Origin of the sequence: Actinomadura rubrobrunea NBRC 15275, from assembly GCF_001552235.1 — a bacterium.
Lineage (GTDB): Bacteria > Actinomycetota > Actinomycetes > Streptosporangiales > Streptosporangiaceae > Spirillospora > Spirillospora viridilutea.
Genome location: NZ_BCQU01000025.1, coordinates 1 through 24,350 on the forward strand (window position 1 = coordinate 1; position 24,350 = coordinate 24,350).

At 69.1% G+C, this 24,350-nt stretch carries 30 protein-coding genes; all 30 read left to right on the forward strand.

The window, feature by feature from the left end:
• Positions 1–1,180: DNA-directed RNA polymerase subunit beta (locus tag AR3_RS10230; RefSeq protein WP_451916692.1), on the forward strand; the 1,180-nt coding region annotated here is incomplete at its 5' end.
• Between the two features lie 20 nt (positions 1,181–1,200).
• Positions 1,201–5,073: a DNA-directed RNA polymerase subunit beta' gene (locus tag AR3_RS10235; protein ID WP_067912118.1), complete on the forward strand. Its 3,873-nt coding sequence runs from the start codon at positions 1,201–1,203 to the stop codon at positions 5,071–5,073.
• Between the two features lie 718 nt (positions 5,074–5,791).
• Entirely contained in the window at positions 5,792–7,324 is a 1,533-nt protein-coding gene (locus tag AR3_RS31490) for a hypothetical protein (protein WP_067912121.1), read from the forward strand.
• 641 nt (positions 7,325–7,965) lie between these two features.
• Positions 7,966–8,340 carry a 30S ribosomal protein S12 gene (rpsL, locus tag AR3_RS10245; protein WP_019632621.1) on the forward strand — a complete coding sequence of 125 codons (375 nt, stop codon included), beginning with the start codon at positions 7,966–7,968 and terminating at the stop codon, positions 8,338–8,340.
• Entirely contained in the window at positions 8,340–8,810 is a 471-nt protein-coding gene (rpsG, locus tag AR3_RS10250) for a 30S ribosomal protein S7 (protein WP_067912124.1), read from the forward strand. Before rpsL ends, rpsG begins: the two co-directional genes overlap by 1 nt.
• Before the next feature lie 40 nt (positions 8,811–8,850).
• Positions 8,851–10,962, forward strand: a complete 2,112-nt coding sequence (fusA, locus tag AR3_RS10255) for an elongation factor G (RefSeq protein WP_067912126.1) — start codon at positions 8,851–8,853, stop codon at positions 10,960–10,962.
• A gap of 78 nt (positions 10,963–11,040) precedes the next feature.
• Positions 11,041–12,234 (forward strand): elongation factor Tu, encoded by a 1,194-nt coding sequence (gene tuf, locus AR3_RS10260; protein ID WP_067912129.1) that lies wholly within the window; start codon positions 11,041–11,043, stop codon positions 12,232–12,234.
• Positions 12,235–12,411: 177 nt separating this feature from the next.
• Positions 12,412–12,720 carry a 30S ribosomal protein S10 gene (gene rpsJ, locus AR3_RS10265; RefSeq protein ID WP_018657599.1) on the forward strand — a complete coding sequence of 103 codons (309 nt, stop codon included), beginning with the start codon at positions 12,412–12,414 and terminating at the stop codon, positions 12,718–12,720.
• Positions 12,721–12,734: 14 nt separating this feature from the next.
• Positions 12,735–13,385: a 50S ribosomal protein L3 gene (gene rplC / locus AR3_RS10270; protein WP_067912132.1), complete on the forward strand. Its 651-nt coding sequence runs from the start codon at positions 12,735–12,737 to the stop codon at positions 13,383–13,385.
• Positions 13,382–14,032 carry a 50S ribosomal protein L4 gene (gene rplD / locus AR3_RS10275; protein WP_067912135.1) on the forward strand — a complete coding sequence of 217 codons (651 nt, stop codon included), beginning with the start codon at positions 13,382–13,384 and terminating at the stop codon, positions 14,030–14,032. The genes rplC and rplD overlap by 4 nt, the downstream gene beginning before the upstream one ends.
• Positions 14,029–14,328, forward strand: a complete 300-nt coding sequence (rplW, locus tag AR3_RS10280; RefSeq protein WP_067912139.1) for a 50S ribosomal protein L23 — start codon at positions 14,029–14,031, stop codon at positions 14,326–14,328. Before rplD ends, rplW begins: the two co-directional genes overlap by 4 nt.
• A gap of 41 nt (positions 14,329–14,369) precedes the next feature.
• On the forward strand, positions 14,370–15,203 hold the full coding sequence (rplB, locus tag AR3_RS10285) for a 50S ribosomal protein L2 (protein WP_067912142.1): 834 nt from the start codon (positions 14,370–14,372) through the stop codon (positions 15,201–15,203).
• A 12-nt stretch (positions 15,204–15,215) separates the two neighbouring features.
• Positions 15,216–15,497, forward strand: coding sequence for a 30S ribosomal protein S19 (rpsS, locus tag AR3_RS10290; RefSeq protein WP_067912145.1), 282 nt, complete (start codon positions 15,216–15,218; stop codon positions 15,495–15,497).
• Positions 15,498–15,529: 32 nt separating this feature from the next.
• The gene (gene rplV / locus AR3_RS10295; RefSeq protein ID WP_067912148.1) at positions 15,530–15,904 is read left to right on the forward strand and encodes a 50S ribosomal protein L22; all 375 of its coding nucleotides are present in this window, start codon (positions 15,530–15,532) and stop codon (positions 15,902–15,904) included.
• On the forward strand, positions 15,904–16,731 hold the full coding sequence (gene rpsC, locus AR3_RS10300; RefSeq protein WP_067912151.1) for a 30S ribosomal protein S3: 828 nt from the start codon (positions 15,904–15,906) through the stop codon (positions 16,729–16,731). Before rplV ends, rpsC begins: the two co-directional genes overlap by 1 nt.
• Positions 16,732–16,737: 6 nt before the next feature.
• Entirely contained in the window at positions 16,738–17,157 is a 420-nt protein-coding gene (gene rplP, locus AR3_RS10305; protein WP_067912153.1) for a 50S ribosomal protein L16, read from the forward strand.
• Positions 17,157–17,414, forward strand: coding sequence for a 50S ribosomal protein L29 (gene rpmC / locus AR3_RS10310; RefSeq protein ID WP_067912156.1), 258 nt, complete (start codon positions 17,157–17,159; stop codon positions 17,412–17,414). The genes rplP and rpmC overlap by 1 nt, the downstream gene beginning before the upstream one ends.
• Positions 17,407–17,688, forward strand: a complete 282-nt coding sequence (rpsQ, locus tag AR3_RS10315; RefSeq protein ID WP_067912158.1) for a 30S ribosomal protein S17 — start codon at positions 17,407–17,409, stop codon at positions 17,686–17,688. The genes rpmC and rpsQ overlap by 8 nt, the downstream gene beginning before the upstream one ends.
• 84 nt (positions 17,689–17,772) lie before the next feature.
• Positions 17,773–18,141, forward strand: coding sequence for a 50S ribosomal protein L14 (gene rplN, locus AR3_RS10320; protein WP_067912161.1), 369 nt, complete (start codon positions 17,773–17,775; stop codon positions 18,139–18,141).
• Positions 18,141–18,449, forward strand: coding sequence for a 50S ribosomal protein L24 (gene rplX, locus AR3_RS10325; RefSeq protein WP_067912163.1), 309 nt, complete (start codon positions 18,141–18,143; stop codon positions 18,447–18,449). Before rplN ends, rplX begins: the two co-directional genes overlap by 1 nt.
• 5 nt (positions 18,450–18,454) lie before the next feature.
• Positions 18,455–19,030, forward strand: coding sequence for a 50S ribosomal protein L5 (rplE, locus tag AR3_RS10330; RefSeq protein WP_067912166.1), 576 nt, complete (start codon positions 18,455–18,457; stop codon positions 19,028–19,030).
• Between the two features lie 56 nt (positions 19,031–19,086).
• The gene (locus tag AR3_RS10335) at positions 19,087–19,272 is read left to right on the forward strand and encodes a type Z 30S ribosomal protein S14 (RefSeq protein ID WP_067912170.1); all 186 of its coding nucleotides are present in this window, start codon (positions 19,087–19,089) and stop codon (positions 19,270–19,272) included.
• Positions 19,273–19,377: 105 nt separating this feature from the next.
• Entirely contained in the window at positions 19,378–19,776 is a 399-nt protein-coding gene (rpsH, locus tag AR3_RS10340) for a 30S ribosomal protein S8 (RefSeq protein WP_067912173.1), read from the forward strand.
• 16 nt (positions 19,777–19,792) lie between these two features.
• A complete protein-coding gene (gene rplF, locus AR3_RS10345; RefSeq protein WP_067912176.1) occupies positions 19,793–20,329 on the forward strand; it encodes a 50S ribosomal protein L6 in 537 nt (178 codons plus the stop codon).
• 2 nt (positions 20,330–20,331) lie between these two features.
• Positions 20,332–20,718 (forward strand): 50S ribosomal protein L18, encoded by a 387-nt coding sequence (gene rplR / locus AR3_RS10350; RefSeq protein ID WP_067912179.1) that lies wholly within the window; start codon positions 20,332–20,334, stop codon positions 20,716–20,718.
• A gap of 43 nt (positions 20,719–20,761) precedes the next feature.
• On the forward strand, positions 20,762–21,382 hold the full coding sequence (rpsE, locus tag AR3_RS10355) for a 30S ribosomal protein S5 (protein WP_067912183.1): 621 nt from the start codon (positions 20,762–20,764) through the stop codon (positions 21,380–21,382).
• Entirely contained in the window at positions 21,382–21,564 is a 183-nt protein-coding gene (gene rpmD, locus AR3_RS10360; RefSeq protein ID WP_067912187.1) for a 50S ribosomal protein L30, read from the forward strand. Before rpsE ends, rpmD begins: the two co-directional genes overlap by 1 nt.
• A gap of 2 nt (positions 21,565–21,566) precedes the next feature.
• Positions 21,567–22,049, forward strand: a complete 483-nt coding sequence (gene rplO, locus AR3_RS10365) for a 50S ribosomal protein L15 (protein WP_067912190.1) — start codon at positions 21,567–21,569, stop codon at positions 22,047–22,049.
• 253 nt (positions 22,050–22,302) lie between these two features.
• A complete protein-coding gene (gene secY, locus AR3_RS10370) occupies positions 22,303–23,610 on the forward strand; it encodes a preprotein translocase subunit SecY (protein ID WP_067912336.1) in 1,308 nt (435 codons plus the stop codon).
• Positions 23,610–24,260 carry an adenylate kinase gene (locus tag AR3_RS10375; protein ID WP_067912193.1) on the forward strand — a complete coding sequence of 217 codons (651 nt, stop codon included), beginning with the start codon at positions 23,610–23,612 and terminating at the stop codon, positions 24,258–24,260. Before secY ends, AR3_RS10375 begins: the two co-directional genes overlap by 1 nt.
• The last annotated feature ends 90 nt before the right edge of the window (positions 24,261–24,350 follow it).

Sequence of the window (24,350 nt, forward strand, 5' to 3'; positions counted from 1 at the left end):
TCTGGACGAGCGGGGGATCATCCGGATCGGCGCGGATGTGGTGCCGGGTGACATCCTGGTCGGCAAGGTCACGCCGAAGGGTGAGACGGAGCTGACCCCGGAGGAGCGGCTGCTGCGGGCGATCTTCGGTGAGAAGGCGCGTGAGGTGCGCGACACGTCGCTGAAGGTGCCGCACGGTGAGCAGGGCAAGGTCATCGGTGTGCGGGTGTTCTCCCGGGAGGACGGGGACGAGCTGCCGCCGGGGGTCAACGAGCTGGTCCGCGTCTACGTGGCGCAGAAGCGCAAGATCACCGACGGGGACAAGCTGGCCGGGCGGCACGGCAACAAGGGCGTGATCGCCAAGGTGCTGCCGATCGAGGACATGCCGTTCCTGGAGGACGGCACCCCGGTCGACATCATCCTCAACCCGCTGGGCGTGCCCGGTCGCATGAACGTCGGCCAGGTCCTCGAAACCCACCTCGGCTGGGTGGCCAGCCAGGGCTGGAAGATCGAGGGCGACGACGCCGAGTGGAAGCGGACGCTGAAGGCGCTCGGCGCCGGCGAGGCGCCGCCGTGGACGCACACCGCCACGCCGGTGTTCGACGGCGCCCGCGAGGACGACGTCACCGGGCTCATCGAGAGCACGCTGCCCAACCGGGACGGGATGCGCCTGGTCGGCCCCGGCGGCAAGGCCCGCCTGTTCGACGGCCGCACCGGCGAGCCCTACAAGGACCCGATCTCGGTCGGCTACATCTACATCCTCAAGCTGCTCCACCTGGTCGACGACAAGATCCACGCCCGCTCGACCGGCCCCTACTCCATGATCACCCAGCAGCCGCTGGGCGGTAAGGCCCAGTTCGGCGGCCAGCGCTTCGGTGAGATGGAGGTGTGGGCGCTGGAGGCGTACGGCGCCGCCTACGCCCTCCAGGAGCTGCTCACCATCAAGTCCGACGACGTCCTCGGCCGCGTCAAGGTCTACGAGGCCATCGTCAAGGGCGAGAACATCCCCGAGCCCGGCATTCCCGAGTCCTTCAAGGTGCTCATCAAGGAGATGCAGTCGCTGTGCCTCAACGTCGAGGTCCTCTCCAGCGACGGCATGTCCATCGAGATGCGCGACACCGACGAGGACGTCTTCCGCGCCGCGGAGGAGCTCGGCATCGACCTGTCCCGGCGTGAGCCGAGCAGTGTCGAAGAGGTCTGATCAACTCAAGGGGAAAACTGTTGCTTGACGTCAACTTCTTCGACGAGCTTCGCATCGGTCTGGCGACCGCCGACGACATCCGCCAGTGGTCCCACGGTGAGGTGAAGAAGCCGGAGACCATCAACTACCGGACCCTCAAGCCGGAGAAGGACGGGCTCTTCTGCGAGAAGATCTTCGGTCCGACCCGGGACTGGGAGTGCTACTGCGGCAAGTACAAGCGCGTCCGGTTCAAGGGCATCATCTGCGAGCGCTGCGGCGTCGAGGTGACCCGCGCCAAGGTGCGGCGTGAGCGGATGGGCCACATCGAGCTGGCCGCGCCGGTCACCCACATCTGGTACTTCAAGGGCGTTCCGTCCCGGCTGGGCTACCTGCTGGACCTGGCGCCCAAGGACCTCGAGAAGATCATCTACTTCGCCGCGTACATGATCACCAGCGTGGACACCGAGCGCCGCGAGCGCGACCTGCCCACGCTGGAGGCGCACATCTCGGTCGAGCGCCAGCAGATCGAGCAGGCCCGCGACGCCCAGATCGAGGCCCGCCAGCAGAAGCTGGAGGCCGACCTGGCCGAGCTGGAGGCGGCCGGCGCCAAGGCCGACCAGAAGCGCAAGCTGCGCGACAGCGCCGAGCGCGAGATCAAGCAGCTGCGCGACCGGGCGCAGCGGGAGCTGGACCGCCTGGAGGAGGTCTGGACGAGGTTCAAGAACCTCAAGGTCCAGGACCTGGAGGGCGACGAGCTCCTCTACCGCGAGATGCGCGAGCGCTTCGGCAAGTACTTCGAGGGCGGCATGGGCGCCGCGGCCATCCAGAAGCGGCTGGAGAACTTCGACCTGGAGGCCGAGGCCGAGAAGCTGCGCGAGACGATCCGCACCGGCAAGGGCCAGAAGAAGGCCCGCGCCCTCAAGCGGCTGAAGGTCGTGTCGGCGTTCCTCAACACCCGCAACAGCCCGCTGGGCATGGTGCTGGACTGCATCCCGGTGATCCCGCCGGACCTGCGTCCCATGGTCCAGCTGGACGGCGGCCGGTTCGCCACCAGTGACCTGAACGACCTGTACCGGCGCGTGATCAACCGGAACAACCGGCTCAAGCGGCTGCTCGACCTGGGCGCGCCCGAGATCATCGTCAACAACGAGAAGCGGATGCTGCAGGAGGCCGTCGACGCGCTGTTCGACAACGGCCGCCGCGGCCGCCCGGTCACCGGGCCGGGCAACCGTCCGCTCAAGTCGCTGTCCGACATGCTCAAGGGCAAGCAGGGCCGGTTCCGGCAGAACCTGCTGGGCAAGCGCGTCGACTACTCCGGCCGTTCGGTCATCGTGGTCGGCCCGCAGCTGAAGCTGCACCAGTGCGGCCTGCCCAAGCAGATGGCGCTGGAGCTGTTCAAGCCGTTCGTGATGAAGCGGCTGGTCGACCTGAACCACGCCCAGAACATCAAGTCCGCCAAGCGGATGGTCGAGCGCGCCCGTCCGGTGGTGTGGGACGTGCTGGAAGAGGTCATCACCGAGCACCCGGTGCTGCTCAACCGCGCGCCCACCCTGCACCGCCTGGGCATCCAGGCGTTCGAGCCGCAGCTGGTGGAGGGCAAGGCGATCCAGATCCACCCGCTGGTCTGCACGGCGTTCAACGCCGACTTCGACGGCGACCAGATGGCGGTGCACCTGCCGCTGTCGGCCGAGGCGCAGGCCGAGGCGCGGATCCTGATGCTGTCCACCAACAACATCCTCAAGCCGTCGGACGGCAAGCCGGTCACCATGCCCACCCAGGACATGGTCATCGGCCTGTACTGGCTGACCACCGAGTCCGAGGGCGCGCTCGGCGAGGGCCGCGCGTTCTCCTCGGTCGCCGAGGCGATCATGGCCTACGACCGGGGCGAGCTGGACCTGCAGGCCAAGATCACGGTACGGCTCAAGGACGTCCCGCCGCCGCGCGGCTGGCAGGCGCCCGAGGGCTACGAGCCGGGCCGGCCGTACCGGCTGGAGACCACGCTCGGCCGCTGCCTGTTCAACGAGACGCTCCCGGACGACTTCCCGTTCGTCAACTACGAGGTCGGCAAGAAGCAGCTGTCGGCGATCGTCAACCAGCTGGCCGAGAACTACCCGAAGGTCGAGGTGGCGGCGGCGCTGGACGAGCTGAAGACCGCCGGCTTCCACTGGGCGACCCGGTCCGGGACGACCATCGCGATCGAGGACGTGGTGGTCCCGCCGAACAAGCAGGAGATCCTGGTCACCTACGAAAAGCGTGCCGAGAAGGTGCAGCGGGAGTTCAACCGCGGCCTGATCACCGACGAGGAGCGCCGCCAGGAGCTCATCGAGATCTGGAACAAGGCGACCGCGGACGTGGCCGCCGACATGGAGGCGGCGTTCCCCAAGACCAACCCGGTCTGGATGATGATCCAGTCGGGCGCCCGAGGGAACCCGCTGCAGCTGCGCCAGATCGCCGGCATGCGCGGCCTGGTCTCCAACCCGAAGGGCGAGACCATCCCGCGGCCGATCAAGTCGTCCTACCGCGAGGGCCTGTCGGTGGTGGAGTTCTTCATCTCCACCCACGGCACCCGCAAGGGTCTGGCCGACACCGCGCTGCGCACCGCCGACTCCGGTTACCTGACCCGGCGTCTGGTGGACGTGGCGCAGGACGTCATCGTCCGCGAGGAGGACTGCGGCACCGACCGCACCATCCCGATGCGGGTGGCCGAGCGGGACGCCGCGGGCAACCTGGTCCGGCCGGCCCACGCCGAGACCAGCCTGATCGGCCGGACCGTCGCCGAGGACGTCGAGGTCGACGGCACGGTGCTCGTGCAGGCCGGCGCCGACCTGTCCGACGCGGTGCTGACCCGGCTGATCGAGGCGGGCGTGGAGGAGGTGCGCACCCGCAGCGCCCTGGTCTGCGAGGCCAAGATCGGCGTGTGCGCCGCCTGCTACGGCCGCAGCCTGGCCACCGGCAAGCGGGTGGACGTCGGCGAGGCCGTCGGCATCATCGCCGCGCAGTCCATCGGCGAGCCCGGCACCCAGCTGACCATGCGGACCTTCCACACCGGTGGCGTCGCCGGCGCGGACATCACGCACGGTCTGCCCCGTGTGCAGGAGCTGTTCGAGGCCCGCGTCCCCAAGGGCGTGGCCCCGATCAGCGAGGTCGCCGGCCGGGTCAAGATCGACGAGACGGAGAAGACCCGCAAGGTCGTCATCGTCCCCGACGACGGCTCCGACGAGGTCGCCTACCCGGTGCCGATGCGCTCGCGTCTGATGGTCAAGGAGGGCGAGCACGTCGAGGTCGGCCAGCAGCTGATCCACGGTGTGGTCAACCCGCACGAGGTGCTGCGCATCCTCGGCCCGCGCGCCGTGCAGCTGCACCTGGTGCAGGAGGTCCAGGAGGTCTACCGCTCGCAGGGCGTGTCGATCCACGACAAGCACATCGAGGTGATCGTCCGCCAGATGCTCAAGCGGGTGAACATCCTGGAGTCGGGCGACACCGAGCTGCTGCCGGGCGACCTGGTGGAGCGTCCGGTGTTCGAGGAGACCAACCGCAAGGTGGTCGCCGAGGGCGGCACGCCCGCCGCGGGCCGTCCCGTGCTCATGGGCATCACCAAGGCCTCGCTGGCCACCGAGTCGTGGCTGTCGGCGGCCTCCTTCCAGGAGACCACCCGGGTCCTCACCGAGGCGGCCATGCACGCCAAGAGCGACCCGCTGCTGGGCCTGAAGGAGAACGTCATCATCGGCAAGCTCATCCCGGCCGGTACCGGCATGCCGCAGTACCGCAACGTCCGGGTCGAGCCGACCGAGGAGGCCAAGGCGGCGGTGTACTCCGTCGGCTCCTACGACGACGGCGCCGAGTACGCCTTCGGTCAGGGCTCCGGCGAGGCCGTCCCGCTGGAGGAGTACGACTTCGGCCAGTACAACCGCTAGTCGGTCGGTCAGGGGACGCGCGGTCCGCCGCGCGCCCCTGAGCGGTCCGCCCTCTTAGCAGCGCGAAGGCCCCTTCCGAGCGATCGGAAGGGGCCTTTCGCGTTCGCGGCGCACGCCCGCGCGCAGCGGCCACGGGGGCGACGCGCCGCCGTCTTCGAACGATCGGCGCGTGGTGGTGAAGCGGTGAGAGTCGAACCCGCCGTGCGACTCGGTGACCGCGAACGCCGTCGTCGCCGACCCGTCGGCGAACCGCGGCGGCCAGTGCTCCTTCTGCTCGGCCGTGCCGAACCGGGTGCGCGGTCACGGCGAGATCCCGGTTCGGGGTGCGCCCGGCCGTCGTCCGCTTTTATCGGCGCCGTGCGGGACTTTTCGGCGCCGTGCGGGCGCCCGGAGGCGGCGAGAGATGAGAAGATGGTCACGTTGCGCGCCCCGTCGTCGGCGGGCATGCGCACGGCCACGGACTCCGGGGCGCTGTTTGCTCGCGGCGCGGCGCCCCGGTTCCGCCAGGTCGCGGCGGTGCTCCGGTCGGCCGTCGCCCGCCGCCGGTGGCCGTGTGCGACGCCACTGCCACCACGCGTGGCGGTGATTTGCGATAGAGCGGCCGATCGGGGCAGGCTGTGGGCGGAAAGACCCGGCGCGGGCCGATGGTCACGTCCGGGAGAAGGCAGGTCCGGGCGTGGTCAGGTCCGGGACGACGGCACCGAAGGAGCCCCCCACGATGACCGAGCATGACGGCACGCAGGGACCGCAGCCGCCGTCGTCCGGCGAGGACGAGGCGCCCGAGGCGCCGGGCGGGCGGCCCGACCGGCAGGAACCGTTGCGGCCGATGGGCGACCGGACGGTGGTGTTCGGCGCTCCGCAGCCCGCGCCGCCCGGCGGCGCCGGCGGTCGGCACGCCGCGCCCCAGCCCTCGGACCAGGGACCCCAGCAGCAGCCTCCCGTGCAGCCGCAGCAGGGCGGCACGCCGCCGCCCCCTCCGCCGACCATGGTGGAGCCCATGCAGCAGTTCGCGCAGGGGCAGGAGGCCGCGCAGGGGCAGTGGGGCCAGCCGCAGCAGCCGCCCCAGCAGGCGCCGTACGGGCAGTCGGCCCAGGGGCCCGGCGGGTTCACCCCGCCCCAGGAGCCGCCGCAGCCTCCCTTCGGCCAGCAGCCGCCGTACCCGCAGCAGCCGTACACCCAGCAGGGTTACGGCCAGCAGGGCTACCCGCAGCAGGGGTACGGTCAGCAGGGCTACCCGCAGCAGCCCGCGCAGTCCCAGTTCGGCCAGCAGCAGGGCCAGCAGCCGGAGCAGCAGCAGGGTCAGCAGCAGGCGCCGTACAACCCCGCGCAGGACCTGTACTCTCCGCCGCCCGAGGTTCAGCAGGCGCAGCAGAAGCAGCAACAGCAGCAGGCGGACAGCGGTGAGGGCGCCGCGGACCGCACCTTGATCGTTCCAGGTCCGGGCACCGGCGTGCCCGAGGCCGACAAGCCGCGGCCCGCCGTCGACGACCAGGCCACCACGGCGTGGTCGCCCGGCACCGACATCCCGGTGGCGACCGGACCGGAGCGCAAGCCGTCGGAGCCGCAGGGCGAGCCGTGGCAGGCGCCGACGCCGCCGTCCACGCCCGAGCCCTGGCCGGCCCCCGGCGACCAGCAGGGCGTCGACGCCGACCGCACCATGACGGTGCCGCCGCCCGAGGCCGCCGGTGCGGGCGCCGCCTCCTCGGGCGAGGAGCCCCGGTACGGCGCGCCCCAGGGGCAGGAGCAGGCCGGCGGCGACGCGCAGGCGACGCAGGCGTTCGCCAACCCGCCCGGCGGCGGCAGCGAAGGCGCCACGCGCCTGGACCTCGGCCAGCAGCCGTGGGGGCAGCAGGCGCAGCAGGGCCAGCAGGGCTTCCCGCCGCAGGGGTACGGGCAGCCCGAGCAGCAGCAGTACGGCCAGCAGGCTCCGTACGGGCAGCAGCAGGGCGCCTTCGGGGGCCAGCCGCAGGCCCCCTACGGCCAGCCGGAAGGGCAGCAGCAGTACGGGCAGCCCGCGTACGGTCAGCAGCCGGGCCAGCCGGGCCAGTACGGCCAGCAGGCTCCCGCGCCGTACGGGCAGCAGGCTCCGTACGGCCAGCAGCAGGGCGGCTACCCCGGATACGGCGCCGCCTCGCCCGCCGGCGGGTCCGGGGAGAAGAGCGGCAAGAACGGCAAGGTGCTGTACATCGCCGTCGGCGCCGTGGTCCTCGTGGTGCTCCTCGCGGTGATCTACCTGGCGTTCCTGCGGTGACCGATCCGGCCGAGCCCCGCGCCCGGTGACGGGCGCCGGGCGAGACCGCCCGCGGAAGGACGACCGCAGCCCCCGGAGTCCGCGCCAGGCGGACCCGGGGGTTGATGGGGTGCGGGACCGTGATGCGGAGGGCGAGCGCCCCCACCCTGGTCTTTTGCGAGCCGGTCGGTCAAAATGAACGCACGGGAACAACTCCCGGACGGTCGGACGTCTTAACTGCGGGCGGATGATTTCCGCCTCGCGGACGCCGCCGTACAAGTCACACCGGTTCCCAGCCCTCGGTGCTTGCGCCGAATGGGGTCGGCGCGGTAGTGCGGTACTCGCTTTGCACTTTGCTCCGCGGGTGGGTAACCTCTTTCTTCGCGCCCGCCGGTGTGCGGGCCGAATCCGCGTGCGCTCCGGCAAGGCCCAGGTGCCAGGGCCGGCGCCGCGAATTTACTCCCCGGCTTGATTCGGCCCGGTTGGGCCGGGCGGTCACGTGTGGCCGAGCAGAGTGCGACACGCCCGACCGCGGGGGTCGGAGAGGTCGGGAAACCGGCAGGTCACAGCCTCGTCAGAGGTGGTGATGACGGGTCTCGCGCACGCGGGATCCAGCCCAGGAAGAACACTTACCGGCTCGGTACGAGGAAGACGGAGACGCGGTGCCCACGATCCAGCAGCTGGTCCGCAAGGGCCGCCAGGACAAGGTGACCAAGAACAAGACGCCCGCGCTGAAGGGCAGCCCGCAGCGCCGAGGGGTCTGCACGCGCGTCTACACCACGACGCCCAAGAAGCCGAACTCCGCGCTTCGCAAGGTCGCTCGTGTCCGGCTGACCAGCGGGATCGAGGTCACTGCCTACATCCCCGGCGTCGGCCACAACCTGCAGGAGCACTCCATCGTGCTCGTGCGCGGCGGCCGTGTGAAGGACCTCCCGGGCGTTCGGTACAAGATCATCCGCGGCTCGCTGGACACCCAGGGCGTGCGGAACCGCAAGCAGGCGCGCAGCCGCTACGGCGCGAAGAAGGAGAAGAGCTGATGCCGCGCAAGGGCCCTGCTGGCAAGCGCCAGCTCATCGCCGACCCGGTGTACAACTCGCCGCTGGTCACCGCGCTGATCAACAAGGTGCTGCTGGACGGCAAGCGCTCGCTGGCCCAGCGCATCGTGTACGGCGCGCTCGAAGGCTGCCGCGAGAAGACCGGCAACGACCCGGTCGTCACGCTCAAGCGCGCGCTGGACAACGTCAAGCCGACCATCGAGGTCAAGAGCCGCCGCGTCGGCGGTGCGACCTACCAGGTGCCGGTGGAGGTGCGGCCCGCGCGCAGCACCACCCTGGCCCTGCGCTGGCTGGTGCAGTACGCCCGGCAGCGCCGTGAGAAGACCATGACCGAGCGGCTGATGAACGAGCTGCTCGACGCGAGCAACGGCCTCGGCGCTTCGGTGAAGAAGCGCGAGGACACCCACAAGATGGCGGAGTCCAACAAGGCGTTCGCCCATTACCGCTGGTGACCCCGGTCACCGACCTACGACGACTTACGCGAGGACGAGAGTGGCTACCAAGACCGGTGTAGACCTGGCCAAGGTCCGCAACATCGGGATCATGGCCCATATCGACGCGGGCAAGACCACGACGACCGAGCGGATCCTGTACTACACGGGCATCAGCTACAAGATCGGCGAGGTCCACGACGGCGCCGCCACCATGGACTGGATGGAGCAGGAGCAGGAGCGGGGGATCACCATCACCTCCGCCGCCACCACCTGCACCTGGCCGGTCGACAACGTCAAGCACACCATCAACATCATCGACACACCGGGCCACGTCGACTTCACCATCGAGGTGGAGCGCTCGCTTCGCGTGCTGGACGGCGCAGTGGCGGTCTTCGACGGTGTTGCGGGAGTCGAGCCGCAGTCCGAGACCGTCTGGCGTCAGGCCGACCGCTACGGCGTCCCGCGGATCTGCTTCGTCAACAAGATGGACCGCGTCGGCGCCGAGTTCCACCGCTGCGTCGACATGATCAGGGACCGCCTCCAGGCCACCCCGCTGGCCATGCAGCTGCCGGTCGGGGCCGAGGCGGACTTCAAGGGCGTCATCGACCTGGTCACGATGAAGGCCCTGCTGTGGAACGACGAGGCCAAGCTCGGCGAGATGTACGACGTCGTCGACATCCCCGACACCCACGTCGAGGCGGCGCGAGAGTGGCACGACAAGCTCGTCGAGACGCTCGCCGAGAACGACGACGAGATCATGGAGCTGTACCTGGAGGGCAACGAGCCCACCGTGGAGCAGCTCTACCCGGCCATCCGGCGCGCCACCATCGCCGGCAAGGTGACCCCGGTGCTGTGCGGCACCGCCTTCAAGAACAAGGGCGTGCAGCCGCTGCTGGACGCGATCGTGCGGTACCTGCCCTCGCCGCTGGACGTGGAGGCCATCGAGGGCCACGCGATGCGGGACGAGGAGACCCAGCTGGCGCGCAAGCCCAGCGAGGACGAGCCGTTCGCCGCGCTGGCCTTCAAGATCGCCTCTGACCCGCACCTGGGCAAGCTGACCTTCATCCGCGTCTACTCGGGCGTGCTGGAGTCCGGCTCCCAGGTCCTGAACTCCGTCAAGGAGCGCAAGGAGCGGGTCGGCAAGATCTACCGGATGCACGCCAACAAGCGCGAGGAGATCGACCGCGTCGGCGCCGGCGACATCGTCGCGGTGATGGGCCTCAAGCAGACCACCACCGGCGAGACGCTGTGCGACGAGCGCGAGCCCATCGTCCTGGAGTCGATGAGCTTCCCCGCGCCGGTCATCCACGTGGCGATCGAGCCGAAGACCAAGGCCGACCAGCAGAAGCTGTCCACGGCGATCCAGCGGCTGGCCGAGGAGGACCCCTCCTTCCAGGTCCGCACCGACGAGGACACCGGCCAGACCGTGATCTCCGGCATGGGCGAGCTGCACCTGGAGATCCTGGTCGACCGCATGAAGCGGGAGTTCAAGGTCGACGCCAACGTCGGCAAGCCCCAGGTGGCCTACCGCGAGACGATCACCAAGAAGGTCGAGCGCGTCGAGTACACCCACAAGAAGCAGACCGGTGGCGCCGGCCAGTTCGGCCGGGTCATCATCGACTTGGAGCCGTTGGGCGAGGGCAACGACGGCTACGAGTTCGAGAACAAGATCACCGGTGGGCGCATCCCGCGCGAGTACATCCCGTCGGTGGACGCCGGATGCCAGGAGGCCGCCGAGTTCGGCGTGCTGGCCGGCTACCCCATGGTGGGGGTGAAGGTCACCCTGCAGGACGGCGCCTACCACGAGGTCGACTCCTCGGAGATGGCCTTCAAGGTCGCCGGTTCCATGGCGTTCAAGGAGGCCGCCAGGCGGGCGGCGCCGACGCTGCTGGAGCCGCTGATGGCCGTCGAGGTCACCACGCCCGAGGAGAACATGGGCGACGTCATCGGCGACCTCAACAGCCGCCGCGGGCAGGTCCAGTCGATGGACGAGCGCGCGGGGATGCGGGTCGTCAGGGCGCTCGTCCCCCTCTCGGAGATGTTCGGCTACGTGGGCGACCTGCGCAGCAAGACCCAGGGCCGGGCGGTCTTCACGATGCAGTTCGACTCCTACGCGGAGGTGCCCAGCAACGTCGCGCAGGAGATCATCGCCAAGGCGAGGGGCGAGTAGCACCCGAGCCCGAGGCCACCAGCCAGCAGCATCAGGCGGCCGGTCCAGCCGGCCGAGGATCGCAACAAGGAGCAACCAGTGGCGAAGGCCAAGTTCGAGCGGACCAAGCCGCACGTGAACATCGGCACCATCGGGCACATCGACCACGGTAAGACCACCCTTACCGCGGCGATCACGAAGGTGCTGCACGACGAGTACCCCGACCTCAACCCGTTCACGCCCTTCGAGGACATCGACAAGGCCCCCGAGGAGCGCGAGCGCGGTATCACCATCTCCATCGCGCACGTCGAGTACCAGACCGAGACTCGGCACTACGCGCACGTGGACTGCCCGGGTCACGCGGACTACATCAAGAACATGATCACCGGTGCCGCCCAGATGGACGGCGCGATCCTGGTCGTGGCCGCCACCGACGGCCCGATGCCGCAGACCAAGGAGCACGTGCTGCTGGCCCGTCAGGTCGGCGTGCCCTACATCGTCGTCGCCCTGAACAAGTGCGACATGGTCGACGACGAGGAGATCCTGGAGCTGGTCGAGCTCGAGGTCCGCGAGCTGCTCAACGAGTACGAGTTCCCCGGCGACGAGGTCCCGGTCGTCCGCGTCTCGGCCTTCCAGGCCCTGCAGGGCGACGCCAAGTGGGCCGAGTCCATCAAGGAGCTCATGAAGGCCGTGGACGAGAACGTCCCCGAGCCGCAGCGCGACACCGACAAGCCGTTCCTGATGCCGATCGAGGACGTGTTCTCGATCACCGGTCGCGGCACCGTGGTGACCGGCCGCATCGAGCGCGGCGTGATCAGCGTCAACGAGGAAGTCGAGATCATCGGCATCAAGGACGAGTCGCTCAAGACCACCGTCACCGGTGTCGAGATGTTCCGCAAGCTCCTCGACCAGGGCCAGGCGGGCGACAACGTCGGCCTCCTGCTGCGCGGCGTCAAGCGCGAGGAGGTCGAGCGCGGTCAGTGCGTCATCAAGCCGGGCACCAACACCCCGCACACCGAGTTCGAGGCGCAGGTCTACGTCCTGTCCAAGGACGAGGGCGGTCGGCACACGCCGTTCTTCAACAACTACCGTCCGCAGTTCTACTTCCGGACCACGGACGTCACCGGCGTCGTCAACCTGCCTGAGGGCACCGAGATGGTGATGCCGGGCGACAACACCGAGATGCGCGTCCAGCTGATCCAGCCCGTCGCCATGGAGGAGGGCCTGAAGTTCGCCATCCGTGAGGGTGGTCGGACCGTCGGCGCCGGTCGCGTCACCAAGATCATCAAGTAACACCACTCGTCGCGCGGCGGCCCGGCCGCGGACCCCCGTCACCGGGGGGCCCGGGGGCCCGTCCCCCGGGCAGGAACCACGCCGGGCCGCCGCGTCACGACTCCACCGATCCCCACGCACGTGGGGGTGGACCAGACACACTCAGCGGCACTACCAGCAAAGGACACCGAGGCCACCATGGCGGGACAGAAGATCCGCATCCGGCTCAAGGCCTACGACCACGAGGTCATCGACACCTCCGCGAAGAAGATCGTTGAGACGGTGACGCGGACGGGCGCCAAGGTCGCGGGCCCGGTGCCGCTGCCGACCGAGAAGAACGTGTACTGCGTCATCCGCTCGCCGCACAAGTACAAGGACTCGCGCGAGCACTTCGAGATGCGCACGCACAAGCGGCTGATCGACATCATCGATCCCACGCCCAAGACGGTCGACTCGCTGATGCGGCTCGACCTTCCGGCCGGCGTTGACATCGAGATCAAGCTCTGAGGGACGCACCGAAGATGAGTAGGACAAGGAAGGGCGTCCTGGGCGAGAAGCTCGGCATGACCCAGGTCTTCGACGATGAGGGCCGGATCGTTCCGGTGACCGTCGTCCAGGCCGGGCCGTGCGTCGTCACCCAGATCCGCACCCAGGACAAGGACGGCTACAGCGCCGTGCAGCTGGGGTACGGCCAGATCGACCCGCGCAAGGTGAACAAGCCGCGCGCCGGGCACTTCGAGAAGGCCGGCGTGACCCCCCGCCGCTACCTGGCCGAGATCCGGACCGACGACGCCTCCGAGTACGAACTCGGCCAGGAGATCACTGTCTCGGTCTTCGAGGCCGGGCAGAAGGTCGACGTCACCGGCACCAGCAAGGGCAAGGGCACCGCGGGTGTGATGAAGCGTCACGGCTTCGGCGGCCTGGGCGCCTCGCACGGTACCCAGCGCAAGCACCGCTCGCCGGGCTCGATCGGCGGCTGCGCGACCCCCGGTCGCGTCTTCAAGGGCCTCCGCATGGCGGGGCGGCACGGCAACGCCCGGACCACCGTGCAGAACCTGACCATCCACGCCATCGATCCGGAGAAGAACCTGCTGCTCATCAAGGGCGCGGTTCCCGGTCCGAACGGCGGCCTGGTCATGGTGCGCGACGCAGTGAAGGGAGCGGGCAAGTGACCAGCAAGCTGGACGTCGACCTGCCTGCCGAGATCTTCGACGCCAAGACCAACGTGCCGCTGATCCACCAGGTCGTGGTGGCGCAGCAGGCCGCGGCGCGGCAGGGCACCCACGCCACCAAGACCCGCGGCGACGTGCGCGGCGGCGGCAAGAAGCCGTACCGGCAGAAGGGCACCGGCCGGGCCCGCCAGGGCTCGACGCGGGCCCCGCAGTTCGTCGGCGGCGGCACCGTCCACGGCCCGCAGCCGCGGGACTACACCCAGCGGACCCCGAAGAAGATGAAGGCCGCCGCGCTGCGCGGCGCCCTGTCGGACCGGGCCCGCCACGGCCGCGTCCACGTGGTCGACCACCTCATCGAGGGCGACACGCCCAAGACCAAGACCGCGCTGGCCGCGCTGCGCAGCGTGACCGACGCCAAGCGGGTCCTGGTGGTCCTGGACCGCGACGACGAGGTCACCTGGAAGAGCCTGCGCAACGAGCCCAGCGTCCACCTTTTGGTGTCCGACCAGCTCAACACCTACGACGTGCTGGTGAACGACGACGTGGTCTTCACGAAGGCCGCGTACGACGAGTTCATCGCACGCGCGACCAAGAAGACCAGCGCTTCCCGCAACGGCGGGGGTGCTTCGGAGGCGGTGGACCAGTGAACAAGATCGCCGATCCTCGCGACATCATCATCGCGCCGGTCGTCTCGGAGAAGAGCTACGGGCTGCTGGACGAGAACAAGTACACGTTCATCGTCCGCCCGGACGCCAACAAGACGCAGATCAAGCAGGCCGTGGAAGAGGTGTTCAACGTCAAGGTGACGAACGTGAACACCCTGAACCGGCCGGGCAAGCGCAAGCGCACGCGGTACGGCTGGGGCAAGCGCAAGGACACCAAGCGCGCCATCGTCAGCCTCGCCGAGGGCGACCGGATCGACATCTTCGGGACGCCGGCCTGACGGCCGGGGCCGCCGGAGCAGACAAGGGATGAACGAAAGAGATGGGCATCCGTAAGTACAAGCCGACGACGCCCGGCCGTCGCGGCGCGAGCGTGGCCGACTTCGTCGAGATCACGCGCTCCGAGCCGGAGAAGTCGCTGCTGCGCCCGCTGCCGAAGAAGGGCGGCCGCAACAACCGCGGCCGCATCACCACGCGGCACCAGGGCGGCGGCCACAAGCGCGCCTACCGGATCATCGACTTCCGGCGGGACGACAAGGACGGCGTGCCGGCGAAGGTCGCGCACATCGAGTACGACCCGAACCGCACCGCGCGCATCGCGCTGCTGCACTACGTCGACGGCGAGAAGCGCTACATCCTGGCCCCCAACGGCCTCAAGCAGGGCGACCGGGTCGAGAACGGCCCGGGCGCCGACATCAAGCCGGGCAACTGCCTGCCGCTGCGCAACATCCCGACCGGTACCGTCATCCACGCCATCGAGCTGCGGCCGGGCGGCGGCGCCAAGATCGCTCGCAGCGCGGGCGCGGGTGTGCAGCTGCTGGCCAAGGAGGGCAAGTACGCCACGCTGCGCATGCCCTCCGGCGAGATGCGGATGGTGGACCTGCGGTGCCGCGCCACGGTCGGCGAGGTGGGCAACGCCGAGCAGTCCAACATCAACTGGGGCAAGGCGGGCCGCATGCGGTGGAAGGGCCGTCGCCCGACCGTCCGCGGTGTGGCGATGAACCCGATCGACCACCCGCACGGTGGTGGTGAGGGCAAGACCTCCGGCGGCCGGCACCCGGTCAACCCCAAGGGCAAGAAGGAAGGCCGCACGCGCCGGGCCAACAAGCCCAGCGACCGGCTGATCGTCCGTCGGCGCACGAAGAAGAAGCGGTAGGAGTCGCTGGTCATGCCACGTAGCCTTAAGAAGGGCCCCTTCGTGGACGACCACCTTCTGAAGAAGGTGGAGGAGCAGAACGAGAAGGGGACCAAGAACGTCATCAAGACGTGGTCGCGGCGCTCCATGATCATTCCCGAGATGATCGGGCACACGATCGCGGTGCACGACGGCCGCAAGCACGTCCCGGTGTTCATCACCGAGGCCATGGTGGGGCACAAGCTCGGCGAGTTCGCGCCGACGCGCACGTTCCGCAGCCACGTCAAGGAAGACCGCCGCAGCCGTCGCGGCTGAGCACCGGCAGATAACGGAGAGAGGAACTAGCGATGGAAGCCAGGGCCCAGGCGCGGTACATCCGCGTCACGCCCAGGAAGGCCCGCCGCGTGGTGGACCTCATCCGCGGCCTGCCGGCCACGGAGGCTCAGGCGGTGCTGCGGTTCGCCCCTCAGGCTGCGAGTGAGCCGGTGGGCAAGGTGCTGGCGAGCGCCATCGCCAACGCCGAGCACAACTTCAAGCTCGACACCGACACGCTGGTCGTGAGCCGCGCGTGGGTGGACGAGGGGCCGACCCTGAAGCGTTTCCGGCCCCGCGCCCAGGGCCGGGCTTACCGCATCAACAAGCGCACGAGCCACATCACCGTGGTGCTGGAGCCGCGTGACGAGGCTTCGGCGGGCGGCAGGAAGCAGAGGAGGGCCCGGTAGTGGGGCAGAAGATCAACCCGCACGGGTTCCGGCTCGGCGTCACCACCGACCACAAGAGCGTGTGGTTCGCCGACAAGCTCTACAAGGACTACGTCAAGGAGGACGTCCAGATCCGGCGCATGCTCTCCAAGGGCATGGACCGGGCGGGCATCTCCAAGGTGGAGATCGAGCGGACCCGTGACCGCGTCGAGGTCAACATCCACACCGCCCGGCCGGGCATCGTCATCGGCCGGCGCGGCGCCGAGGCCGAGCGCCTGCGCGGCGACCTGGAGAAGCTGACCGGCAAGCAGGTCCGGCTGAACATCCTCGAGGTCAAGAACCCCGAGGTGGACGCGCAGCTGGTCGCGCAGGGCGTGGCCGAGCAGCTGTCCAGCCGGGTGGCGTTCCGCCGCGCGATGCGCAAGGCCATCCAGTCGGCGATGAAGTCCGGCGCGAAGGGCATCAAGGTGCAGTGCTCCGGCCGCCTCGGCGGCGCGGAGATGTCGCGGTCGGAGTTCTACCGCGAGGGCCAGGTGCCGCTGCACACGCTGCGGGCCGACATCGACTACGGGTTCTACGAGGCCCGGACGACGTTCGGCCGGATCGGCGTCAAGGTGTGGATCTACAAGGGCGAGGCCGCGCAGACCCGCGCCGAGCGCGAGCAGCAGGCCGCCCAGCAGCGCGCCGCCGGCGGCGGCCGGGAGCGTCGCGAGCGCCGCGGGCGCGGCGGCCGGGGCCGCGGCGGCGGTCAGGGCCAGGGCGGCGGCGAGCGCGCGTCCAAGCAGCAGCAGAGCCAGGAGCAGTCGGCGTCGGCCGCCGAGTCCGCTCCCAGCGGTGAGGGGAGCTGATCGACCATGCTGATCCCCCGCAAGGTCAAGCACCGCAAGCAGCACCACCCCAAGCGCAAGGGGATGGCCAAGGGCGGTACGAAGGTGGCCTTCGGCGAGTGGGGCATCCAGGCCCTGGAGGGCTCGTACGTCACCAACCGGCAGATCGAGGCCGCGCGTATCGCCATGACCCGGCACATCCGGCGTGGCGGCAAGGTGTGGATCAACATCTTCCCGGACCGCCCGCTGACCAAGAAGCCCGCCGAGACCCGGATGGGTTCCGGTAAGGGCTCGGTCGAGTGGTGGGTGGCCAACGTCAAGCCGGGCCGGGTGGTGTTCGAGATCTCCTACCCGAACGAGCAGGTGGCCCGTGAGGCGCTGCAGCGCGCCATCCACAAGCTGCCGATGAAGTGCAGGATCGTGAAGCGAGAGGCCGGTGAGGGCTGATGGCCAAGGGTCTTACCGCCGACGAGCTGCGCACCGAGCCCCACGAAGAGCTGGTCAAGAAGCTCAAGGAGGCCAAGGAGGAGCTTTTCAACCTCCGCTTCCAGGCCGCGACCGGTCAGCTGGAGAGCCACGGGCGGCTGCGCACCGTCAAGCGTGAGATCGCCCGCATCTACACCGTGATGCGGGAGCGCGAGCTCGGCATCGTCACGGTCACCGAGGAGACGGAGTCCGCGGAAGGCAAGGGCGGCGATGACTGAAACCACGACCGGGCAGACGAAGCCGCGCGGCACCCGTAAGGTGCTGGAGGGCCTTGTGGTCAGCGACAAGATGGACAAGACCGTGGTCGTGTCCGTCGAGGACCGCGTCAAGCACCCCAAGTACCACAAGGTGATCCGCCGCACGAAGAAGTACAAGGCGCACGACGAGGCGAACGCGTGCGGCGTCGGCGATCGCGTCCGCCTCATGGAGACCCGCCCGCTGTCGGCGACCAAGCGCTGGCGCGTGGTGGAGATCCTCGAAAAGGCCAAGTGATCGAGGCCAGGTAAACCCATTGGTTCCGCCAGGCTCCTCCGGGCGCGTCCTGGAGGAGAACCGGTGTGACGAACAGGAGTTGACGTGATCCAGCAGGAGTCGCGACTCAAGGTCGCCGACAACACGGGTGCGAAGGAGATCCTGTGCATCCGCGTGCTCGGCGGCTCGGGTCGGCGCTACGCGGGAGTCGGCGACGTCATCGTCGCGACGGTGAAGGACGCCCTTCCCGGCGCGGGCGTGAAGAAGGGCGACGTCGTCAAGGCGGTCGTCGTGCGCACCCGCAAGGAGCGCCGGCGCCCGGACGGCTCCTACATCCGCTTCGACGAGAACGCGGCCGTGCTCATCAGGGACGGCGGCGACCCCCGCGGCACCCGAATCTTCGGCCCGGTGGGCCGCGAGCTGCGCGAGAAGAAGTTCATGCGAATCATCTCCCTCGCGCCGGAGGTGCTGTGATGAAGATCAGGAAGGGCGACGAGGTCATCGTCATCGCCGGCAAGGACAAGGGCGCGACCGGCAAGGTGCTGCGCGTCCTCCCGCGCGAGCAGCGCGTCGTCGTCGAGGGCGTCAACCTCGTCACCAAGCACATCAAGGCCGACCAGGCGCGTCCGGGCAAGCAGACCGGCCGCGTGACGGTCGAAGCGCCGCTGCACGTCAGCAATGTCGCGCTCGTCGAGGACGGCAAGCCGGTCCGGGTCGGATACCGCATCAACGAGGACGGCACGAAGGTCCGGATCTCGCGCCGCACCGGTAAGGAGATCTGATTTCGATGACCGAGACCGTTACCGAGCGGCCCGTGCCCAAGCCGCGGCTGAAGCTGCGGTACCGGGACGAGATCGCCCCGGCGATGCGCGAGCGCTTCGGCTACAAGAACGTCATGCAGATCCCCACGCTGACCAAGATCACGGTCAACATGGGGGTGGGCGAAGCGGCGCGCGACGCCAAGGTGATCGAGGGCGCGATCCGCGACCTGTCGATGATCACCGGCCAGAAGCCGAAGGTGAACCGGGCCCGCAAGTCGATCGCGCAGTTCAAGCTGCGCGAGGGCATGCCGATCGGGGCGCACTGCACGCTGCGCGGCGACCGGATGTGGGAGTTCCTCGACCGGCTGCTGACGCTGGCGCTGCCGCGCATCCGCGACTTCCGCGGGCTGTCCCCCCGGCAGTTCGACGGCAACGGCAACTACACCTTCGGGCTGACCGAGCAGGTGATGTTCCACGAGGTCGACCCCGACAAGGTGGACCGCCAGCGGGGCATGGACATCACCATCGTGACCACCGCCAAGACCGACGAGGAGGGCCGCGAGCTGCTCAAGCTCTTGGGCTTCCCGTTCAAGGAGGCCTGAGCTTCCGAGGCAGCCGGGCGTCCGGCTGAGGATCGCAACAAGGAGAGCTGAGCGATATGGCGAAGAAGGCGCTGATCGCCAAGGCGGCCCGCAAGCCCAAGTTCGCGGTGCGCGCGTACACCCGCTGCTCGCGCTGCGGGCGTCCGCGCTCGGTCTACCGGAAGTTCGGCCTGTGCCGGATCTGCTTCCGGGAGATGGCGCACCGGGGCGAGCTGCCCGGCATCACCAAGTCCAGCTGGTGACAGGCACCAGTTCGTAATAGCCACCGGGCGCCCGCGGCGAGCGGGTGCCCACGACCACGCCAAAGGTCCGCGGAGGAAACCGTGGCGAGGGAGGGCCACTAGGCCATGACGATGACCGACCCGATCGCAGACATGCTGACGCGTCTGCGCAACGCGAATGCGGCGTACCACGACACCGTGGCGATGCCGTACTCGAAGATCAAGGCGCACATCGCCGAGATCCTGCAGCAGGAGGGCTACATCTCCAGCTGGCACGTGGAGGACGCCGAGGTCGGCAAGAAGCTCGTGATCGAGCTGAAGTTCGGTCCGACCCGGGAGCGTTCGATCGCCGGCATCAAGCGGGTGTCGAAGCCGGGGCTGCGGGTGTACGCCAAGAAGGACAACCTGCCGAAGGTCCTGGGCGGCCTGGGCGTCGCGATCATCTCGACGTCCATGGGCCTGATGACCGACCGGCAGGCGGCTAAGCGCGGCGTGGGCGGCGAAGTCCTCGCCTACGTGTGGTGAGGGGGGTACACGGATCATGTCGCGTATCGGACGTCTCCCCATCACCGTGCCCAGCGGCGTCGACGTCAGGATCGACGGCCGGGAGGTCACCGTCAAGGGGCCCAAGGGCGAGCTGCGGCACACCGTCGCCGAGCCCATCGAGGTGAAGCTGGAGGACGGCAAGGTCACCGTGACCCGGCCGAACGACGTCAACACCGTTCGGGCGCTGCACGGCCTGACCCGCACGCTGATCAACAACATGGTGATCGGCGTCACCGAGGGCTACCGCAAGACCCTGGTCATCCAGGGCGTCGGTTACCGGGTGCAGCAGAAGGGCAAGGACCTGGAGTTCTCCCTGGGCTACAGCCACCCGATCACGGTCTCCCCGCCGGAGGGCATCACCTTCCGCGTGGAGAAGCCGACCCAGCTGGTCGTCGAGGGCATCGACAAGCAGAAGGTCGGCGAGGTCGCCGCCAACATCCGCAAGCTGCGCAAGCCCGACCCGTACAAGGGCAAGGGCGTGCGCTACGAGGGCGAGCAGATCCGCCGCAAGGTCGGAAAGGCTGGTAAGTAGTCGTGGCAGGCACCAAGCTCCTGGCCAGGAAGGCCACCTCGCCGCGGGTGAAGGCGCGCCGGCGCCGGCACCTGCGGGTCCGCAAGAAGGTCTTCGGCACCGCCGCGAGGCCTCGGCTGGTCGTGACCCGCTCCAACATGCACATCCGTGCGCAGGTCATCGACGACGAGCGGGGCCACACCTTGGTGTCGGCGTCCTCCATGGAGGCCGACCTGCGGGCCTTCGACGGCGACAAGACCGCCAAGGCCCGCAAGGTGGGCGAGCTGGTCGCCGCCCGTGCCAAGCAGGCCGGGATCTCCGCCGTGGTGTTCGACCGCGGCGGCAACAAGTACCACGGCCGCATCGCCGCCCTGGCGGACGGTGCGCGCGAGGGCGGGCTGGAGTTCTGAGACTCATGGCCCACGAACCGCAAGACGAGAAGAGGTACCACTGATGGCAGCGCAGAGGCGCGGTGGCGGTCAGGGTGGCGACCGTCGCGACGGCCGCCGCGACGACCGCCGCGGTGGCGCCGACAAGGGCCAGTCGTACATCGAGAAGGTCGTGGCGATCAACCGGGTCGCCAAGGTCGTCAAGGGCGGCCGGCGCTTCAGCTTCACCGCTCTGGTGATCGTCGGTGACGGCAACGGCACGGTCGGCGTCGGATACGGAAAGGCCAAGGAGGTGCCCGCGGCGATCGCCAAGGGCGTCGAGGAGGCCAAGAAGCACTTCTTCAAGGTGCCGCGCATCCAGGGCACGATCCCGCACGCGGTGCAGGGCGAGGAGGCCGCGGGCGTGGTCCTGCTGCGTCCGGCCAGCCCCGGTACCGGTGTGATCGCCGGCGGCCCGGTGCGCGCGGTGCTGGAGTGCGCGGGCATCCACGACGTGCTGTCCAAGTCGCTGGGCACCGACAACGCGATCAACATCGTGCACGCCACGGTGGCCGGGCTCAAGCAGCTCAAGCGTCCGGAGGAGATCGCGGCCAAGCGCGGTCTGCCGCTGGAGGACGTGGCCCCCGCCGCCATGCTGCGGGCGCGCGCCGCCGGCAGCGAGCCGCGGGCGGAGGTGGCGTCGTAATGGCTCGGCTGAAGATCACCCAGGTCAAGTCGGTGATCAGCGAGAAGCAGAACCAGCGTGACACGCTGCGCACGCTCGGCCTGAAGAAGATCGGGCAGAGCGTGGTCCGCGAGGACTCGCGGCAGGTGCGCGGCATGATCCGGACGGTGGACCACCTGGTCACCGTCGAGGAGGTCGACTGACCATGGCGACCGATCTGAGCAAGGACACGGCCGGCGCCGAGGGCGCTCCGCTCAAGGTGCACGACCTGCGTCCGGCCCCCGGCGCCAACCGCCGCAAGACCCGCAAGGGCCGCGGCGAGGCGTCCAAGGGCAAGACCGCCGGTCGCGGCACCAAGGGCACCAAGGCCCGCGACACCGTGCCCGTCGGGTTCGAGGGCGGTCAGATGCCGCTGATCCGCCGGGTGCCGAAGCTCAAGGGGTTCAAGAACCCCAACCGGGTCGAGTACCAGGTGGTGAACCTGGACAAGCTCGCCGAGCTGTACCCGCAGGGCGGCGAGGTGACCGCCGAGGACCTGGCCGCCAAGGGCGCGGTGCGCCGCGGCCGTCCGGTCAAGGTGCTGGGCCAGGGCGACATCTCCGTGGCCGTGCAGGTCAAGGCGCACGCCTTCTCCGCGTCGGCCAAGGAGAAGATCGAGGCGGCCGGCGGAAGCGCCGAGCAGCTGTAAAGAAGGACACCGTCACAGTGACACCGGGGCCGTCGACGGCACGGCCGAGCACTCGTGGAGGAGAGGCCCTCCACGGCCCCCTCGCCTCCGCGGGAGGGGCGACCTTCGGGTCGGTGTGGTCGGCGACACGGCCCCGGTGTCCTGTGCTGTTAGAGTCGGGGCGACGGTGGGTGGTATCTTTCGGCGTCCGCCGTCTACGACCTGAAACCGGCCCCTCGGCGGCCATGGATTCACCAGTCGCGCAGGAGGAATGGTGCTGACCGCGTTCGCTCGGGCATTTCGTACGCCTGACCTGCGTAAGAAGATACTGTTCACGCTGTTCATCATCGTGATCTTCCGCATCGGGTCGGTGCTGCCGTCCCCGGGCGTGAACACGGAGGTCCTGCGCGAGACCGCCGACAAGGCCAAGGAGAGCAACCAGCTCTACGGGCTGGTCGACCTGTTCAGCGGCGGCGCGCTGCTGAAGCTGTCGGTGTTCGCGCTGGGCATCATGCCCTACATCACCGCCAGCATCATCCTGCAGCTGCTGACCGTGGTGATCCCCAAGCTGGAGGCCCTGAAGAAGGAGGGCCAGGCCGGCACCACGAAGATCACACAGTACACCCGGTACCTGACGGTCGGGCTGGCGATCCTGCAGGCGACCGGCATCGTGGCCATGGCCGCCACCGGGCAGCTGTTCCAGGGCGTGGCCGGCGGCGGCGACGTCCTGTACAACAACGACCTCACCACGATCATCACGATCGTGATCTGCATGACCGCGGGCACCACGGTCATCATGTGGCTGGGCGAGCTGATCACCGACCGCGGCGTCGGCAACGGCATGTCCATCCTGATCTTCACCCAGGTGGTCGCGGTGTTCCCGGCCCAGTTCTGGGCGATCTACCAGGGGCAGCCGGAGGACCGCCGGGTCTTCGTGTTCTCGCTGGTGATCCTGGTGGGTCTGGCGATCATGGCGGGCGTGGTGTTCGTCGAGCAGGCCCAGCGCCGCATCCCGGTGCAGTACGCCAAGCGGATGGTGGGCCGGCGGATGTACGGCGGCACCTCCACCTACATCCCGCTCAAGGTCAACCAGGCCGGCATCATCCCGCTGATCTTCGCCTCGTCCCTGCTGTACCTGCCGGTGCTGGCCACCCAGCTGTGGCCCGAGAACAAGTGGCTGCAGAAGATCCAGCCCTACCTGCAGCAGGACAACCCCTGGCACATGGCGGTCTTCTTCGGCTTCATCATCTTCTTCACGTACTTCTACGTGGCCATCACCTTCAACCCCACTGAAGTGGCCGACAACATGAAGAAGTATGGTGGGTTCATCCCGGGTATCCGTCCGGGCCGGCCGACCGCCGAGTACCTCGACTACGTACTCACCCGGATCACCACGCCCGGCGCGTTGTACCTGGGGTTCGTGTCCCTCATTCCGATGGTGGCGTTCGCGCTGCTGAACGCCACGCAGGACTTCCCGTTCGGGGGCGCGAGCATCCTCATCGTCGTCGGCGTGGGACTGGATACCGTGAAGCAGATCGAAAGTCAGCTCCAGCAGCGCAACTACGAGGGCTTCCTCCGGTAGTGCGTATCGTCCTGGTGGGCCCCCCGGGCGCGGGCAAGGGGACGCAGGCCCAGTTCATCGCATCGCATCTGTCCATCCCGAAGATCTCGACAGGTGACATCTTCCGGGCCAACGTCAGCAGCGGCACGGAGCTGGGCCGTCGGGCCAAGGCGTACATGGACCGCGGCGACCTGGTGCCGGACGAGATCACCATCGCGATGGTGCGCGATCGGCTGGCCGCCGAGGACGCGCGCGACGGGTTCCTGCTGGACGGTTTCCCGCGCAACGTCCCGCAGGCCGAGACGCTCAAGAAGATCCTCGCGGAGTGGGACGCTCGGCTGGACATCGTGCTCGAGCTCGTGGTCGACGAGGACGAGGTGGTGCGGCGCCTGTCGGGCCGGCGCACCTGCTCGCGCTGCGGCCGCATCTGGCACGTCGACTTCGACGAGAAGCAGGACGACATCTGCGACGACTGCGGCGGCGAGCTGTTCCAGCGCGACGACGACCGCGAGGAGGTCGTCCGGCACCGGCTGGAGGTGTACCAGCAGCAGACCGCGCCGCTGGTGCAGTTCTACGCCGACGAGGGCGTCTTGGTGGGCATCGACGCGACCGGGCCGATCGAAGAGGTGACCAACCGGGCGCTGGCGGCGCTGCGTCCGCTGCAGCGCTGATCCGGGCGTCCGGCGCGGTCGCCGCGCCCGCGTAGGCTGGAGGCGCGGCCCCGGTGTGCCCGGGGCCGGTGGACGGGGCCGCGTTCCAGC